Source organism: Micromonospora sp. NBC_01655 (genome assembly GCF_026339755.1).
In the GTDB taxonomy this organism is placed as follows: Bacteria; Actinomycetota; Actinomycetes; order Mycobacteriales; family Micromonosporaceae; genus Micromonospora.
On the sequence record NZ_JAPEQF010000001.1, the window covers coordinates 3,201,461 to 3,218,449 of the forward strand.

The following is a 16,989-nucleotide window of genomic DNA, read 5'->3' on the forward strand; positions in this document are numbered from 1 at the left end:
GTACTCCACACGAAGGTGGATCAAATGGTCACGAGATCGAGATCGAGATCGAGGACGGCGCTGTCGCTGCTGACGGTGGTGACGCTGGCGACCGGCCTGCTGGCGCAGGTACCCGAGGACGTCCAGGCGGCCGGCGTCCAGGCAGTCCGTGAGCAGGCGGCCAGCGAGCGGACGGCTCACGACCAGCCCGGCTCCCGCGATGACCTGACCCTGCCCGACGGCTACGTCGACCGAGTGAACCACGCGCTGGACCAGGGGACCGACCACTGGGGCGAGAAGTTGCTCGGCCTGCCCGACGGTCCGACGATGGCCAACGTCAAGCCGCTGTTGGTGCCGGCCAACCACGGCGGCACGACGGACGCCGCCTCGCCCTGGTACTACCTGCCCTTCACCTATCCGGCGCCGGACCCCAGTCGGTGGGCCGAGAAGCGGGACTTCTCGCTGCACGTCGCCGACGGCAGCGAGCTGATGTCGCAATGGTCGGACTCGCGGGCGACCCAGCGCGTCCGCTTCTTCGTCGGCGCGGACGGGGCCGAGCGCTACGGCCAGGCCGAGGCGAGGTCGGGCGCCCCCCGCCTGACCGGCGGATACCTGCCGATCCTCGCCAACTCATATCGTGACGCCGCCGGGGCCCGCTACGAGCGCGAGTCGTTCGTCACCGAGCTCACCCCGGGCGGCCCGGCAGTCAGCATGCTCCGGTTCGTCGTCAGTGGGCCGGCGAAGGCGCACCCGCGGCTCCGCCTCAACCTGAGCCGCAACAAGGTGGCAGACGTCGTCGCCAAGCCTGGGCGGCTGACCCTCGATGGGAAGACCGTGGTCGCGTACAGCGGTGCGGCGACCTGGTCCGCGACCGACCTGAGCTTCACGCCCGACCTTAGCCGCGGGAAGGCCGAGTTCTACCTGGTCGTGCCGAACGAGCCGGCCGAGCTCACCGCCGTACGTCCGTCGGCCGAGCTGTACGCCGCCGCGAAGTCCCGCACCGGCGACTACTGGACGGCGCAGCTCAACGCCGGCGCCAAGGTCCGGATCCCGGAGAGGTACGCCGCGGACGCCATGCGCAGCACGCTGCTGAACAACCTGGTGATGGGCTTCAATCTGACCGTCGGAAACGGTTACGAGTCGCTGGACAAGTCCTTCGCCTTCGTGCCGGAGATCGCGGCGACGGTCACCTCGCTCGGCGACTTCGGCTACCAGGACAAGGCCCGCGCGAACCTCACCGAGATGCTGCTACGCGGCCAGGGCAGCTTCTTCCTGTCCTGGGAGCGCGGGATCAAGCTGCAGACGGTGGCGACGTACTACCTGCAGAGCAACGACGGGTCGTTGCTGCAGGAGAACCTACCGACGTTCCGCGACTGGCTCGCCGACTTCAAGCGGCAACGCCTCGCGGATCCGAACGGTCTGCTGGCCAAGACCCGCTACGCCTCCGACATCCCGGAGCCGGTCTACGGCCTGCACCACCAGTCCGAGGTCTGGCGCGGTCTGCGCGACGTCGGTGTCGCGTTGCGGCTGATGGGCCGTGCCGACGAGGCGAAGCTGTTCCTCGACGAGGCGACCGGCCTGCGCTCGTCGCTGCTGGGTGCCGTGGAGAAGTCGAAGACGGTGTTGCCGGACGGTTCGGTGTTCGTGCCGATCGCACTGCTGGACCCTGCGTCGTCGAAGCCGTACGACAAGGTCACCACCGACTACCTCGGCAGCTACTGGAACCTGATCATGCCGTACGCACTCGCGACCGGGCTGTTCGAGCCGGGCAGCGCGACGGCGACCGGACTTCGGGACTACCTCTACAAGCACGGGTCGCTGTTGCTCGGCCTCACCAGGTTCAACCTGTCGACCGCCGATCCCGGTGTCTGCCAGAACATCCGGCACAACCAGTGGCCGGCGATTGCTGGATACAAGTCCAGCGGCATCGACCAGCAGTACGGCTACTCGCTGATGCGGTTCCTGGCCGACAATGCCGAGTCCGATCGCCTCGACCTGAGCTTCTACGGGATGCTCGCGCACAACTTCACGCCGAACACCTTCGTCGGCGGCGAGGGTGCCACGATCTCGCCGTGCCCGCAGTTCGGTGAGTACTACCGGTCGCAGTACTGGCCGCCGTTGTCGCCGAACAACGCCACCTACCTGGAGGCGGTGCGCGGTCTGCTGGTCAGCGAGGACCTGGACGCCGACGGCGTGCCGACCCGGCTGCACCTGGCGCCGGCCACACCGCGGCCCTGGCTCGCGGACGGGGAGCGGATCGAGGTCGCCGACCTGCCGACCTCCTTCGGCACCGTCGGGTTCGCCTCCTCGTCGGAGCTGAAGCACGGCCGGCTGACCGTGCGGGTCGACCCACCGCGCGCGGTCGCCGGACGGGCGCCGCTGACGAACGTGGTGCTGCACCTGCGCGTGCCGCGCGGTCACCGGCTGACCGGGGTCACTGTCGACGGCCGCCCGGTGACCTATGACGCCGCGCGTGAACTGGTCGACCTCGGCCGGCCGACGACGGCGGTTACGGTCCGGGCGACGTACCGGGCGACGAAGGTGGCCGACGTGCCGAGCGCGGAGGCCACGAAGGTGACGACCCCGCGTCCGTTGGTGGAGCCGGGTGAGACGTTCGCGCTGGACCTGGAGGTCGAGGCGCTCGGGCAGCGTACGGTCAACGGCACCGTCGAGGTCGGCGCTCCGGCCGGGTGGACGGTCCGCCAGTCGAAGCTGCCGTTCCGCGTGAGCAGCAACCAGAGACTGGCCTGGTCCGACCTCGCGACCTCGGTCCGGGTCCCCACTGATGCGGCGCCCGGGAGCTACCGGATCGACGTGGTCACCCGACCGTCCGGTGGTACGGCACGGACCACCTCGCTGTCGGTCCGGGTCGCCCGACCGGACCCGGCGGACTACGCCGCGCTGGTGAAGCGGGACGCGCCGGTGGGCTACTGGCGGCTCGATGACGCCCAGGGCCAACCGGTGGTCGATGCCTCCGGCAACGGAAACACTGGTGCCTACCGTGGCAGTGTCGGCCGGTCCCAGCCAGGGGCGATCGCCGACTCTGCCGACACCGCGGTCCGGCTGGACGACGGCTACGCCGAGATCCCGGACAGCGCCTCGCTCAGCATCACCGGCGCCTACACACTGGAGGCGTGGGTCAAGGACGCGGCGGGTGGACCGCAGGGCATCGTCGAGAAGTACGACGGCGGCGACTGCCTGCCGTCGCGCAACGGCTACGCCTTGCGCCTGGTCAACGGCAACAAGCTGCAGGCGCTCACGGTCGCCGACCATGAGCAGTCCGGCGCGTCCAGCCCCCGCAGCGTCCAGCAGGTGCGATGGCAGCACGTGGCGGCAACGTATGACGGAACGACGCTGCGCACCTACATCGACGGGCAACTGCAAACGTCGACCCCGGTGGCCAAGGCGCCGACCGACGGCAAGGGCAGCCTCAAGCTGGGCGCCCGTGGAGACGACGGGGCGGACCGTTTCTTCGGCGGCTTGGACGAGGTCGCGATCTACGACAAGGCCCTGACCCCGGGCCAGATCGACTCCCACTACGTCAAGGGTGTGCTCGGCAACCCCGGCCCGTCGTCCAGTGCACAGCAGTCCGGTGGGAGTTCCGTGCAGAGCAGCTCATCGCCGGCTCCGGCGGGTTCGGCACCCGGGCAGACGTCGACGGGTCGGCAGTCGGCGGTCACCGGCCAGTCCTCCTACGCGGCGCAGGTGCTGGCCGACAAGCCGGTCGGCTACTGGCGGCTGGGTGAGGAATCCGGCACGAGCGCGGAGGACTCCTCCGGCACCGGTAACCGCGGCGCCTACACCGACGCGGTGACACTGGGCCGCCCAGGCGCGCTCACGGGCGATCCGGACACCGCCGCAGAGCTGACCGGCGGCCACATCGCCGTACCGGACTCGGCCTCGGTGAGCGTCAGCGGCTCGTTCACCCTTGAGGCATGGGTGAATCTCAATGACGTCTGCGGGCAGTACAGCGTGGTCGAGAAGTACGACGCGCCCGCCTACAACGGCTACGTGTTGCGCGTCCTGCCCGGAGGCAGAATTAACGCCCTCACGTTGGGCGGAGCCGGGCAGTTGGCGTCGGTCGAGGGGCAGACGGTGGTCACGCCGGACACGTGGCATCACGTGGCCGCGGTCTACGACGGGTCGACCATCACGGTCTACCTCGACGGACGACTCGACGGCTCGGCCGCCACGAAGGTGAACCCGACCGACGGGGCGGGAAGCCTCAAGCTGGGGGCCCGTGGTGACGACGCCGGTACCAGGCTCGCCGGGCTGCTCGACGAGGTTGCCGTCTACGACCACGCCCTCACCGCCGACGAGGTCAAGCGACACTACTCGGTCGGCACGACGGGCTAATCCTCAACGTCACGTGGCTCCGGCGTCGGACGTGGCGCCGGCATGAGGACGGCCACCGCACGATCACCGATGGTCCGTGAGGACCACCGAAGATCGTGCGGTGGCCGGAGCCACAGCGTGGACCGTGAGTACGGAACCCGTCGCCAAGCGAGGGATCTGTCGGACTGGTTCCGGTGGGGATGCCACAAGACCGGCCGAGGCGGTGACCCTGGAGGAGCCTGTGCGAGAGGCACCCAGCACTGTCTTGTCCGTCGCCCTCGCGGGCTCGTGCCGGCCCGACCCGGTGCGAGTGGAAGGACCGGCAGCAGCATGGCAACCACCACGGACGAGTTCCCTGTTTCCGTCGGCTGCGTCGCTCGGGCCGGGCGACCGGATGGCGGGCAAGTCAGATCAGCTTGACGCGTACCCCGCTGCTCGTGCCGTTCTCAACGGATCCGCGGCCGGTCTATCGAAGTCCCGCGCGGGTGCGGTAGAGGCCACCCGGTACTGCGGGTTGCTCGCCGTAGCGCGGTGAAGGCCCGCACCCTGGTGCGCCCCCGCCGGCCCGCCGCGATGCGGCCGGTGACGAGGTCTACGGCGTCGGCCCTGGGCCCCGGGCTGACCTGGAGCATCGCGGCCTGGGCCAACTCCCTGCGGTTGGATCCGACCAACGCGCCACCGTCAACGCCGACCGCACCCCCGTACGCGTCGACGACCTCGCCACCCCCACCGCTGAGCCGCTGCGGAACCGGCGCGAAAGGACCCTACTGCCGGTGCCGGTCACCCAAGCCCGGATCAGATGAATATCGTGCGGGCCGGGTCGAGGAAGTCGGTCGCGATGATCTGGGCGACGCCGTACGGCATGGCGTCGAAGCCCTTGTAGTTGTGCCAGGCCTTGATCTGGCCGTCGGTCTGGATCAGGGCGATCTCGGACCGGCCGTCGTCGTTGAGATCCATGAACCGCACCCTCGCGGGGTCGGTGAACCCGATCGCGATGATGACGGTGTAGCCGTACGGCGAGGCGGCGAAGCCGACGTCGTTGTGCCAGGCTTTGATCTGGCCGTCGGTCTGGATCAGGGCGATCTCGGACCGGCCGTCATCGTCCAGGTCGGTGAACACCGTCCGGGCCGGGTCGGTGAACCCGGTCGCGATGATGACCGACCTTCCGTACGGCGAGGCGGCGAAGCCGAGGTCGTTGTGCCAGGCTTTGATCTGGCCGTCTGCCTGGATCTGGATCAGCTCGGACTTCCCGTCGTTGTCGAGGTCGGCGAACCGCACTCTGGCCGGATCGGTGAATCCGGCCCCGATGACGACCGAGGCGCCGTACGGCATCTGGGCGAAGCCGAGGTCGTTGTGCCAGGCTTTGATCTGGCCGTCTGCCTGGATCTGGATCAGCTCGGACTTCCCGTCGTCGTCGAGGTCGGCGAACCGCACTCTGGCCGGGTCGGTGAAGGAGGTCCCGATGATCGCGGCGGCGCCGTACGGCGTGGCGTCGAAGCCCTTGTAGTTGTGCCAGGCCTTGATCTGGCCGTCGGTCTGGATCAGCCCGATCTCGGCGAGGCCGTTACCGTCGAGCGAGGACTGTCGGCTGCCGCCCTGAACCGGTACGCCGTTGACCCAGCGGAGGTTGATCGAGTACATGTGCCTGCTGCCGTCCGTGGCCGCGGCGTGCATCACGACCTTGTCACCGCCGCCCAGCCCCTCCTGGGCCGTCACGATGTCCGCGCCACCTGGACCGCAGAGTCCCGTGTTGGCCTGGGTCATGAAGGCGGCCGGCGCAGGCGTCCAGGGGCCGATGACCGCCGGCGCGGTGGCGTACGACGTGTAGTAGCCGCAACTGGCGAAAGACCCACCGGAGTAGAACAGCAGCATCTTGCCGTCACGCTGGACCAGGTCCGGCGCCTCGATGATCTGGCCTGCCGGAACGGTCAGCATCGCGGTCGTCGGACCGATCAGGGTGGTGCCGTTGTTGGTGACCTGGCTGACCCAGAGCGTGGACGGCCGGTTGATGGCGTTGCCGTCGTTCTTCCAGGTCAGGTAGCGCGTTCCGTCTCGTGCGACGAAGGTGTTCGCGTCGATCGCGCCGCCCTGGCTGAGGGGGCAGATGAGCGGCCCCGAACCGTAGGGCACGAACCCCCCGATCGGAGAAGTCGCGAACGCCACGCCGATGCACTGACGACCAGAGGCGGCGTCCTGGGCCGTGTAGGTGAGCGTCAGACTGCCGTCAGGGTTGGGTTGAACGTCGGGAGCCCAGGTCCTGCCGGCGACGGCCCAGCTACCGGGCCCGCCCGGCATCGCGTCACCGAGGACCTGCCACGGCCCGTCGATGGTGGGCGCGCTGGCCACCGGGAGGTGCCTGAAGTCGTTGGTGGCGTAGGCGTACCACGTCTGGCCGATGCGGACCACGTCCGGGTCTGCGAATCCTTGTGCGATGAGCTCCTTGGGGCCTTCGGCTCCTGCGGTGACGGCACTCGGGCCTGCCACGACCGGCGCGGCCGGCACGACGAGAGTGAGGGTGGCAAGCACTGTGAGCAAGGCCGCGTGGGCCTGGCTGCGGCGGATGGGCGGGATACGCACGGCGATCTCCCTTCGGGGCCGGCCGTTGTCGGCTGCGGCACGACCAATACCGGGCTAGGCCAGTATCGTGAAGGTCGACCGAGTTGTTGTCAATGGCTCGCTACGCACAGCGACCCCTGCTCTTGGGCGCCACCGGCGACCTTCGTCGCGCAGTCGTTGGGCTTCGGACCGGGATCGCGACCCTGGCCGGGCTGCCGCTGGCTACGGCGGTCCTGCTGCGGGAGCGGGCAGCGCACTCCTGGTGCGCGGTGCGCTCCGACCAACTTCCGGTTGTCCGACCAGCAGGCCATGGCCAACGCCTGGGTGAAGGTGCGCCCGGCGACGGCGAGCTGCGCACAGCGCCTCGGCCGCTGCGCTGAGATCAACGACCGGCCGCAACGTCCAGGGCGTCGGTGTAGCCCGCCTCCGCCGCCTCGACGTCACCGCGTGCCGCGTCGACCTCCGCTCATCGTCATCCATGCCTCATCGGTGCAGCCGGTCGAGACCACTGCGCCCGCCCACCCGACTGCTTGAATGAGTGCGTGACTGACTCGCGCGCGGTGCAACCCCTGAGCTTTGGATACTCGTTCGACGCGGAGGACGCGCGCCGGCTGCGGTTACTCGATGAGCACGGTGCTGAACTCGCGGTCGTGGAACCTCGCCGTGGCGCAGAGAAAGTGGCATGGCCGCCCCGAACACGGGTTCTGGCCTTCCAGGCCGACACCGTCACGGTCACGCTGACCACCGGTGAACGGTTCGAGTTCGTGAACGGCAGGAAAGCGCCCTGCCGCCGACGTAATGCCGGCACCACATGGACCCTCCAGGGACGCACGTACGAGGTCGTCCACACAAGCTCACGTCAGGCGCAGCTCCGCCGAGACGAAATGATCCTCGCCTCGGCGCGCTCCTCCTCCCGCCGGTACGGCCCCGTCCGCACGACGATCGAGGCAGAGTGCGACGTCGCTGACCGTATCGGGGTCGTACTCCTCGAACAGGTCATCCGCCCCGGCCGGCCGATGGCATTCTTCGCAGCTCTCGACATGCTCATGATGGCAGGGTGAGATCGAAGCCCGTCGTCGAAGCGACCATCGCCGTCCCGCTGCCGCCCCTGGCATCTGCCGTGTCCGAGACCCCGGCACACGGTGACCGTCGATGGGATGCCCTTCGGATCACCCGGGGACACGGTCTTGTAGCGCTTCAGGCAGGCGGATCTGCCGCCGATCGGGCACTCCGTGGCTGAGCGCTGACGTGCGTGGCTGAAAGGTGGCGCGCCCACGATCGTGTCGACAGGCCGGCGCGGAGCGCACAATGGGGGGATGCCCGCCCTTGCCCCGCAGCCACGTCATGCGCTCCTGCCGGACCTCGAACGGTCCCGCGCCGTGCTGGTCGCCTGCGACGACGACGCCGTCCGCGTGCCTGAGTTTCAGCCCGCGGCACGGACCGCACAGCTGGCTGAGGCGTTGGCTTCCGCTAGGACCGGTATGGCTTTCCACCCTGGGAGCGTCGCGGTGGTCACGTCGTGGCAGCATCCCGCCGAGGTGTTCGACGCCGTCCGGCGCGCCGCTGAGGAGGCGTCGGACGTTCTGCTGTTCCACTACGCCGGCTCCGGTCTGCGACACAGGGAGTTCGCCCTCACCCGTACGGTCCCGGGATCGGACAATTCGATTCCGCTGCGAGCAGTTGCCGACATCGTGCGGGACAGCCCTGCGGCCCGCCAGGTCGTCCTCCTCGACTGCGAGCACTTCGAGGACGCTTCGAGCTATTTCACCCGCGACCCGGTGCCCGATGGGTCCAGCACGCCGCACACGCTGTCGCTGCTGGGAAAGCAACCGAGCATGTACTTCGCGTCCGGTGACGACAGGATTCCCGCAGGCGACGAGTTCACCGACACCCTCGCCGAGGCGCTGCGGTCCGGCGTCGAGGACGGCCCGGAGGCACTGGACCTGGTGGCGCTGCGGAACGCGATCGAGGGGCGATGGGCCCAGCTTCGGTACTACGTCGAGAACGAGTACATCGGCGCACCGGACACGTTGAACCTGGTTGGCGGCCGTGACGTGGCGCTGGGTGTCAACGTTGCCTTCGGACCTGACGGTGACCGCGGCCGGAGGCCCTTCTACCTCGATGCGGGAGTCGTCGACCTCATGGAGCGATGGTGGGATTAGGCGCGTCGGGAGCCCATCGACGAGGCCCGCCTCCTTCGACGAGCACTACCGCCGGGCCGCTGTCGAGCGGCGCCCGGTAGCGAGCCACCCGGGACCGCTGCCCGGTCATCGTCACCGCGGAAATCGGTTCGTCGGAACACTGCCCACCATGCCAGGGTCAGAGCGCCAGCCGACGAGATGGGTCCCGATTCCAATGCAGCGCCAGATCCGCGCCGACTTCGACAGCAACACGATCGTGGTGTACCAGGCATACCCGGCCAGGATCGCGGAGGCGGCACTGGCGACTGGCCGGTTCGTGGCGCCGTTCTCGTTCACCCGCATGACCTGGATCAAACCGTCGCTGCTGTGGCTGATGCACTGGAGCAACTGGGGTCGCAAGCCTGGCCAGGAGCGGATACTGGCGGTGCGCATCACCCGCGCCGGCTGGGAGCAGGCGCTGGCCCAAGCCGTCCTCACCACGCCCGAACCAGCGATACACGACAGCGCCGCCGCCTGGAGCATGGCGTTCGGAAACGCGCGCGTGCACGTACAGTGGGATCCGGAACGGTCGCTGCGGGGCGCGGCGCTCAACCACTACAGCATCCAGGTCGGCGTCGGCCGGACGTTGATCCGCACCTATGTCGAGGACTGGGTTGTCGGTCTGACCGATCTCACCCCCACCGTGCACAAGATCGCCGCACTCGTGCGCGCCGGCCAGAACGCCAGGGCCCAGCGGCTGCTGCCACCGGAACGCCCCTACCCGCTCGACCCGAGGACTGCCTGGCGCATCAACGCCGACAAGTGACAGGAAAGGCCCGACCAAACCACGTCGCGAGAAGCGGATGGCCGACGGCCCGGGAAACGGGGAGCTGGGCCATGGCGTGACGCCGGAAGAGGACGGCGTCCGCCGGTTCTGCTTAGCTGATGTCGATGACTGGCCGAAGGAGGAGTTCGTTGACGTAGCCGTCGTCGGAGTTGAGCCAGGCGCCGAATCCGGCGTCGCGGTATGCCGTCGCCAGGGTGAGCCAGCCGAGGAAGAAACCCATGCCGCCGCAGGTGGCGCCGCCGCCGTCACCGCCGCAGACGATGGTCGGTTCGGAAGTCCATTCATGCTGATACGAGTCCTGGCCGATGGCCAGCGCCCACAGATTCGGTTCCCGATGTGACCCGGTCCGGTGGTCGTAGGGATAGCCGTCGCTCGGGCTGTCGTCGCCCCAGCGGAACAACGTGGCGGCGCCGGCGCCGCAGGCGTACTCCCATTCGTCCGGGCTCGCCGGACGCAGGCCCAACGTCGCCGCCTCACGGATCGCACCGTCGTACGAGATCTGCTCCAGCAGCCGCGCCCGGCGTACCTGCCCGGCGGAGTCCAACTCCACCGACAGTTTGCCGCCGCCGCCGCCGCCGCCGGACATGGACAGGGTGGTGCCCGGCCGGACGTTGGCGGTAAGCAGTAGCTGCTGGACGCGAGGATCGTCGGACGGCAGGATCTTCGCGCACGCGTCCATCGCCTCGACGGCGACCAACATCGCCGGCAGGCTTACGACGCGCGCGGGCGAGGTCATGGCGTCGACGAACGCGGCGAGCGCGGGCAGGCCGTACTCATCCGCGCTCTCGGCGTAGCTGGCCGCCTGCTGCGGCGTGGGGACGAAGCGTGCTCCGTCGTAGCCCAGGTGCACCCGGCCGCCGGGAACCAGGGAGAACCGCAGGCCTGCCCGGTCGAACAACGCCACCCGCTGCCGCCGGCCCGCGTACTGGTGCCAGCGGACCTCAACCAGGTCCACGTCGTGGTCACCGGCGATCGCCCGCGCGACGCGAGTCGCTGAGTCGTCGGACAGCTCGTTCCACCGCGCGACGGTCAGCTCAGAATGCGACATGACCATATTCTGTAGTACGCAGCGAAGCCGCCGGTCGAACGGGTCATGGCGGGTGCTCTGATCGCGGATGGATGCGGACGCAGCGTCGTCCCATCGAGCAGGTGTGGGCCTGATCCCGATGGCGACGCCACCGTCTACACCAGGCCCGAAGCTGCCACTACCGGCGGCGCGGCTACCCGTGGGCAACTGCCGTTGCGGTATCAGGAAGGGTCCCCTGCCATACGGAATCCGTATGGCAGGGGACCCTTCCCTGCCCATATTGTTGCCGGGTTGCCGCTTTGTCTGTGCTGCTGGGGTTGTCGCGTTAGACGCGGGTGATGCGGATTGCGTCGGCGATCACGTAGCCGGTGCTGCCGGACCACCGGCTGATGCCCACTTTGTTGGTGTCTCCGGCGGTCAGGGTGAAGGTGCCCAGTGAGCGCCATCCACCACCGTTGGCTGTCTGGTTCACGGTGACCGTCTGGTTGCCGTTGCTGGTTACCACGATGTATGGGGTGGTGGTGTTGTAACCGGTGACGGCCGGGTACCAGGCCTCTACCCGGTAGGTGGCGGTGGCCGGGATGTTCACCTTGTACCAGGCGGCGTCGCTGGCCGCGACCGGGTCGGCGTATCGGTAGTCGGCGCCGTAGCGCTGCGACGAGTACGACGAGGTGCCCCAGTTGGCGCTTGCGGTGAATCGGCCGGCGGTGGTGTTGTCCACGATGGTCGACCACGAGGGCGGCGTGGTGGTGCCGGTGACGAGTTGCATGTAGTAGGTCCAGTTCCAGTTCGGTCCCGGGTCGGTGTGCGTGGCGCCCGGCACCTGGTTGTGACCGATGATGTTGTTGCGGGTCTTCGGGATGCCGTACTTGTCGCACAGGTGCCGTACCAGCGCGGCCGAGGACCGGTACATCGCGTCGGTGTACCAGGAGGCGTTGTCGACGTAGCCTTCGTGTTCCAGACCGATCGACTGGGTGTTGTAGGTCCAGTTGCCGGCGTGCCAGGCGACGTCCTTGTCCCGCACCATCTGGGTCACCGCGCCGTCGGAGGAGCGGAGCAGGTAGTGCGCGCTGGTGCCGGCGGCTGCGTTCTGGAACCAGCTGATCGAGCCGGCGTAGCTGCCCTGCATGGTGTGGATGACGATGTAGTTGATCGGGTACGACGACTCGCGGCTGGAGGCCGTGTAGTTGGACGGGTTCGCCGGCACCCAGGCCGCCGGGCCGTAGTCGGTGCTCTGGATGCCCATGTCGGCGGTGCCCAGCGGCGCCACGTCGGCGTAGTCGCCCCGGCGGGGTGCGACCGGACGGCCAGCCACGGTGACCTGGCCGGTGGCCGTGGTCGCGTTGAAGCCGCTGGCGAGCAGGTCGTACACGGCGTCGGCGTACAGCCGGGCGGTGGCCTTGTCCGACGAGCCGCCGTAGCGGGCGATCAAGCCGTACCACTGGTTGACGTCGTCGCGCTGCGCCGCGGTGAGCCCGGCCTGATCGGCGTACGAGCGGAGCACCGCCGCCGCGCCGGCGACGTTCGCTGCGTCACGGGTGCGCAGTTCGGTGCGGTCCAGTCGGGCACGGCGCACGGCCTCGTCGAGGGTCCGCACCTTCGGGTTGCTGGTCAGGTGCATCACGCCGTACCCGCCGGAGGCGCTGGGCTCGCCGTGGTGACCGTCCAGCCGGGTCTCGGCGTACCCGAGCGCGGCGAGCAGGTCACGCGGCACGTCGGAACGGGCCGCCGCCCGGTCGAAGGCGGCGGCAAGCGACTCCGCGCCCTGCCGCGGCGCGGCCTGGGCCGGCTGGCCGGCCAGGCCGATCATCAGGATCAGCGCGCCGCCGAGCAGTTGGCTCACCCGACGCGAGGGTCTCCGAACAGTCACCGTCACTCCTCGTCGACTACAAAAGGGCGACTGTGATCATGCCGCCCGGGTTGCCGCACCATATAGCGCGACACCCATCTATGTCGAGACCTTGCACGAGACCCGAAGATGGCGAAGAATTCCTTCATGTGGCGGATGTCGGGACGACATCACCGCGAAATGGTCCGAGGTCCCCGACGATGCGGTCCACGGTGACCGGCTCGTCGCTGCCGTCGGCGCGCCGCACGACCACGGTCACCCGGCCGTCGTCCGGGGTGAGGGCGTGCACGGTGAAGCCGGTGAGCAGCCGGATCCGGCCGGCGTCGACGTGCGCGCGCAGCCGCGAGCCGAGCGCGCCGCGCGCCGGCAGGGCGTCGGCGTCCCCGCCGCCGTAGGTGCGCGCCGACGAGGCGGTGGACGGCTGCCCTGCCTGGGGCTGGGTTGGTCAGGTGATGGCGGGGCTGCGCCGTTCAAGCAGCACGACGTCGCGCCATCGACCGTGGTGGCGGCCGACGCGTTCGCGGGTGCCGATGATTCGGAAGCCGGCGCGCTGGTGCAGGGCGAGGCTGGCGGTGTTCTCGGGAAAGACACCGGACTGGATGGTCCAGATGCCGGCGACCTCGGTGGAGGCGATCACCGCGTCGAGGAGCAGCCGGCCGGCGCCTCGGCCGCGCGCGGCGGGGTCGAGGTAGACGGAGTGCTCCACCACGCCGGCGTAGACGGCGCGCGTCGAGGTGGGCGAGACGGCGATCCAGCCGAGGACGAGGTCGTGGCCGTCGACGGCCACGAAGCGGTGCGCGGGCAGCTTTGCGGCGTCGAACGCCGCCCAGGTTGGTGCGCTGGTCTCGAAGCTGGCGTGCCCGTGGTCGAGGCCCGCCTGGTAGATGGCGAGGACCCGTTCGGCGTCGTCGGCCGCCATGGGGCGGATGGTGATACCGGCCATCAGCAGGCTCCGTTCAGGTGGGGGCGGGTCGGCCCATGCCGACGTCGGCGGCCGAGGGGAACCGGCCGAGGCAGGCGTCGTCGATGCGGTAGTGCCGGGCCGTGCCGACCGAGTCGACGGCCGGCCGGTGCGGTGCGGCCGGCTCCCGACGGTCGGGCTCGGGGCGCTCGGATCAATGCGCGGGTGCGTGGCGGGTGCGGTGCCGGCGTACCGCGTCGCGGTTGGCGCATCGGGGCGAGCAGTAGCGCTGCCGGCCGGTCCGGGACAGGTCGGCGTAGATCGTCCGGCATTCGTCCAGGGCGCACCGGCCCAGCCGGTCCATTCCCCGGCCGGTCAGGTGCAGGGCGGTGCCGACACCGATCAGAGCGCGGAGCACGGCCGAGAGGGACACCCCGTCGTCCCGGTAGTGCAGGTGCCAGCGCCCGTCCGCGTGGTTGGTCAGCCGGGGGTACGTCGAGGCGCCGGCAAGCATCCGGTTGAGCAGCGCGGCCCGCTCGTCCGCCGATGTGGCGTCGACGATCTCGGACCACTGCTCGACCAGCCGGAGGGTGACGGTGAGGTCGTCGTCGCGTACCGGCATGTCGATCACCACCCCGGCCGCCTGGCATCGACGGGCCAGTTCCGCCGCCGAACCGGGTGGGTCGTTGGCGAGGTCGACGGCGAGTCGTACCGGGTCTGCCCCGTAAGGGTTGAGATGCATAATGCCATTACAGCAGGCTGTGGGCATGAGCGACAGCGACGGGCACGTCTGGCAGACCAGGTCCCGGCACCGGACGAGCGAGGGGACCCTGTACTACCAGTCCTGCCACTGCGGACTGTGGCGGATCTGCGCCGGCCCGGCGGCCGGAATCCCGGTGTGGACCCGGCGGGCCCGGTCGTCCGCCGGAGGGCCGGAGATCATCCCGTCACGGGTGAGCCCTTCGGGGAGGGGTCGGCTGCCGTCGCCGTCGGAGGACCGGGCCGGCCCTCGGCGGCCTTGGTCCGGATGAACGGGCCTGGGTTGCGCCACCTGAGAACGCGCTGTCACATGCGGTGGTGGGAAACGCCAGCTTTCACGTACCTGGCCCTGGACGTGCCCGGGCTGCCTCCGTGCCCTGGTGCCGTAGCGCGGATGCGCTTTCGCCCGCTTCCGACTGCACCGATTGCACGGCTTGTTGCGCTGGCTGCCGGAGATTGTCCTGCACCTGGTGGGCTACCTGGCCTGCTGCTTGATCTGCCCGGAGTGCTGCATCGCCTTTTGTTTCGCCTGAAGGGCTAGCTTTTGCTCGGTTCGGCTGGGTGAGATGAGTGACGAGGCGAGCAGCCCGACGCCAAAAGCGATCAAGCCTGCGGCGAGCGGGTTGCCCTCAGTCCGGTCCCGCGTCATCTGCGGCACTGCCTGAGCCTGGTGGGCGGCGGACGAGGCGGCGTGCGAAGCCCGGTCCGCGACACCGGAGACAGCGCCGGATGCCTGGTGGGCAGTGCCGGCCAGGCGGTGACGGGCCTCGACGGCTGATCCGCCGCTGTCATGACGGGCCTGGCTGGCGGTACCCATCACCCTGTCCTTGATCCGGCCGAAGCGGCCCCGAGCCCGGCCGATCCGTTCGGTCGCCATCCGTCGCGGACTGGCCTTGTAGGTCAGCGCGTCCACGTCGGTGCTCAGTTCCATCCTGGTGGTTTCGATCTCCTGGCGGATCTGTTCGGGATCGTTCGACATGACGTCTCCTCTCGCCTCGGTTCAGCGGCCACGAAGGGCGTTTGGTATCTCCCGGGCGGTCTGTTGCGTCCGTGGAAGCGGGCGCAACTGCCGCATCTGCTTACGCGCCCGAGCGACGAAGACGGCTCCGATCACCGCCCAAATCGCGCCGACGATCAGGGCGGCCCAGCCCTGGTCCATGATGTTGGACAGGCCCCACCACAGCGCGCTCGACAGGAAGAACAGGGTCAGCAGGCCGGCGATCGCCGCCACGGCGAACATGCCGGCGACATTGCCGGCTGTCTTCGCCTCCTGGCGAACTTCGGCCTTCGCCAGTTGCACCTCCTGTCGCACCAGGGTGGAGAAGTCCCGGGTGACCTCGCTGAGCAGGTCGCCGATCGAGGCGTGGGACCGCTCGGCGGTGGCGCTGGCACTGGGCGGCCTGGAGTCGCTCACCGGGTCACCTCGCCGTCCGGGACACGGGCCGTCCCCGTGGCTTGGTCGAGCACCGGCCCAGGATGTGTGGGCGGCGCCTCAGCCGGCATGCCGGCGAGTCGATCGCCCGGTTCGGGCCGGCGGTCCTCCCCTTGGACACCTTCCTCGGGGCCGGCAGCGGCGACGTTGCGGGTCAGCCGGCCTACCAGCAGGCCAGCCACGACGGCGCCGGCGAGGAATGCGCCAGGGCGCTGGCGCGCGTAGTCGCGCACCTCGTTGACGAGATCGCCTGGCTCCCGTCCTTCCAGCCATCCGGCGGCCTGCTCGGCGGCACCCGAGGCGCGCCGCACGACCTCGCTGGCCACACCGTCGTGGCCGCTGTTGCTGGCCATCGACTGTAGTTCCGCGCTGAGGGAGCGCAGGCCGTCGGCAGCACGTTTCTGTTGCGCCTCCGCCTGTTGCCGCAACTGCTCGGAGGCTTCAGCGGCCAGATTCCGCGCCTGCCGGCCGGTCTCGCTCGCGACCTGCTTGCCCTGCCCGGCGGCCGAATGGGCCAACTGTCCGCCAGCCTGTGTCGCTTCGTGACCAATCTTCGTGGCCTGTTCCCGCACCTGTTGCTGCTTGCCCCCGGCGCTGGGCGGCGAACCCGAACTACTCCGCGTCGTCATCCGATCCCCCTTCTGAAATCCCTGCCCGAAGGGCAGGTACCGCGCTTACCCAACCTTGCTGAGGGCATGCAGCGCGAAGGGCGGCCTGGTGGCCTCGACGATTAGCCGACCGAGCCTTCGCCGGCCGGCGACACCCAGACTTGAGGGGATCGAAGACGGCCCGGAGCCCGCTGTCGAGCACCGGGAGATGTGATGACATCGGATCAAGGCCCACAGACACATCCCGGCGCCTGCGCCCAGGACTGGGCCAGGGTGGTCTCGTGGTGGGCGATGCCGTGTTCGGAGCAGAACTGGCGGACCAGTGCCTGGGCGCGGCGCAGGTTCGGTCGGGCATGCTGGGGGACAGGTGATGTTCGATCTGGGTGGTTGTGGCCGAGGAACGCCGCCTGCGCGAACAGCACCGCTGCGGCGGCGATCGCCGCCTGCCACCACGACTGCCCGAGCCGTACGAACACCACGCCCACCACGACGAGACACCCGAGCGCCAGCGCCACACGGAACACGGAACACGGAACACGTAGCGTCCGGGTCTCTGGCCAAGGAGACCCGTGTCTC

Annotated in this window: 13 protein-coding genes and 1 pseudogene; 4 read left to right on the top strand and 10 right to left on the bottom strand. The window is 69.5% G+C overall.

Annotation, left to right across the window (positions count from 1 at the left end):
• Nucleotides 1-24: 24 nt before the first annotated feature.
• Nucleotides 25-4,335 carry a LamG-like jellyroll fold domain-containing protein gene (locus OOK41_RS15035; RefSeq protein ID WP_266265495.1) on the top strand — a complete coding sequence of 1,437 codons (4,311 nt, stop codon included), beginning with the start codon at nucleotides 25-27 and terminating at the stop codon, nucleotides 4,333-4,335.
• A gap of 774 nt (nucleotides 4,336-5,109) precedes the next feature.
• Here the strand turns inward: OOK41_RS15035 and OOK41_RS15040 are convergent.
• The gene (locus tag OOK41_RS15040) at nucleotides 5,110-6,891 is read right to left on the bottom strand and encodes a family 43 glycosylhydrolase (RefSeq protein WP_323136167.1); all 1,782 of its coding nucleotides are present in this window, start codon (nucleotides 6,889-6,891) and stop codon (nucleotides 5,110-5,112) included.
• 521 nt (nucleotides 6,892-7,412) lie between these two features.
• On the opposite strand from OOK41_RS15040, the gene OOK41_RS15045 reads away from it, so the two are divergent.
• The 3 genes from OOK41_RS15045 to OOK41_RS15055 all read left to right on the top strand — a co-directional run bounded on the left by OOK41_RS15045 (nucleotide 7,413) and on the right by OOK41_RS15055 (nucleotide 9,816).
• Nucleotides 7,413-7,931, top strand: coding sequence for a hypothetical protein (locus OOK41_RS15045; RefSeq protein ID WP_266265497.1), 519 nt, complete (start codon nucleotides 7,413-7,415; stop codon nucleotides 7,929-7,931).
• A 255-nt stretch (nucleotides 7,932-8,186) separates the two neighbouring features.
• Entirely contained in the window at nucleotides 8,187-9,032 is an 846-nt protein-coding gene (locus tag OOK41_RS15050) for a hypothetical protein (protein WP_266265498.1), read from the top strand.
• 193 nt (nucleotides 9,033-9,225) lie between these two features.
• On the top strand, nucleotides 9,226-9,816 hold the full coding sequence (locus OOK41_RS15055; protein ID WP_266265500.1) for a DUF4291 domain-containing protein: 591 nt from the start codon (nucleotides 9,226-9,228) through the stop codon (nucleotides 9,814-9,816).
• Nucleotides 9,817-9,928: 112 nt separating this feature from the next.
• Here the strand turns inward: OOK41_RS15055 and OOK41_RS15060 are convergent, their stop codons facing one another.
• From OOK41_RS15060 to OOK41_RS15100, 9 genes and pseudogenes are all read right to left on the bottom strand, one after another.
• Entirely contained in the window at nucleotides 9,929-10,885 is a 957-nt protein-coding gene (locus tag OOK41_RS15060) for a hypothetical protein (protein ID WP_266265501.1), read from the bottom strand.
• Nucleotides 10,886-11,189: 304 nt separating this feature from the next.
• Nucleotides 11,190-12,110, bottom strand: coding sequence for an N-acetylmuramoyl-L-alanine amidase (locus OOK41_RS15065; RefSeq protein WP_266267836.1), 921 nt, complete (start codon nucleotides 12,108-12,110; stop codon nucleotides 11,190-11,192).
• A gap of 1,048 nt (nucleotides 12,111-13,158) precedes the next feature.
• Nucleotides 13,159-13,656: a GNAT family N-acetyltransferase gene (locus tag OOK41_RS15070; RefSeq protein ID WP_266265503.1), complete on the bottom strand. Its 498-nt coding sequence runs from the start codon at nucleotides 13,654-13,656 to the stop codon at nucleotides 13,159-13,161.
• Nucleotides 13,657-13,669: 13 nt separating this feature from the next.
• Nucleotides 13,670-13,774 (bottom strand): annotated as a pseudogene (locus OOK41_RS15075) (transcriptional regulator); the annotation flags it as partial.
• A gap of 54 nt (nucleotides 13,775-13,828) precedes the next feature.
• Entirely contained in the window at nucleotides 13,829-14,356 is a 528-nt protein-coding gene (locus OOK41_RS15080; RefSeq protein ID WP_266265505.1) for a CGNR zinc finger domain-containing protein, read from the bottom strand.
• Between the two features lie 492 nt (nucleotides 14,357-14,848).
• Entirely contained in the window at nucleotides 14,849-15,352 is a 504-nt protein-coding gene (locus OOK41_RS15085) for a DUF3618 domain-containing protein (protein WP_266265507.1), read from the bottom strand.
• A 21-nt stretch (nucleotides 15,353-15,373) separates the two neighbouring features.
• A complete protein-coding gene (locus OOK41_RS15090) occupies nucleotides 15,374-15,787 on the bottom strand; it encodes a phage holin family protein (RefSeq protein WP_266265509.1) in 414 nt (137 codons plus the stop codon).
• A complete protein-coding gene (locus OOK41_RS15095) occupies nucleotides 15,784-16,434 on the bottom strand; it encodes a hypothetical protein (RefSeq protein WP_266265511.1) in 651 nt (216 codons plus the stop codon). The genes OOK41_RS15090 and OOK41_RS15095 overlap by 4 nt, the downstream gene beginning before the upstream one ends.
• Before the next feature lie 203 nt (nucleotides 16,435-16,637).
• Complete coding sequence (locus tag OOK41_RS15100) at nucleotides 16,638-16,928, bottom strand: hypothetical protein (protein ID WP_266265514.1); 291 nt, start codon at nucleotides 16,926-16,928, stop codon at nucleotides 16,638-16,640.
• Nucleotides 16,929-16,989: the final 61 nt, after the last annotated feature.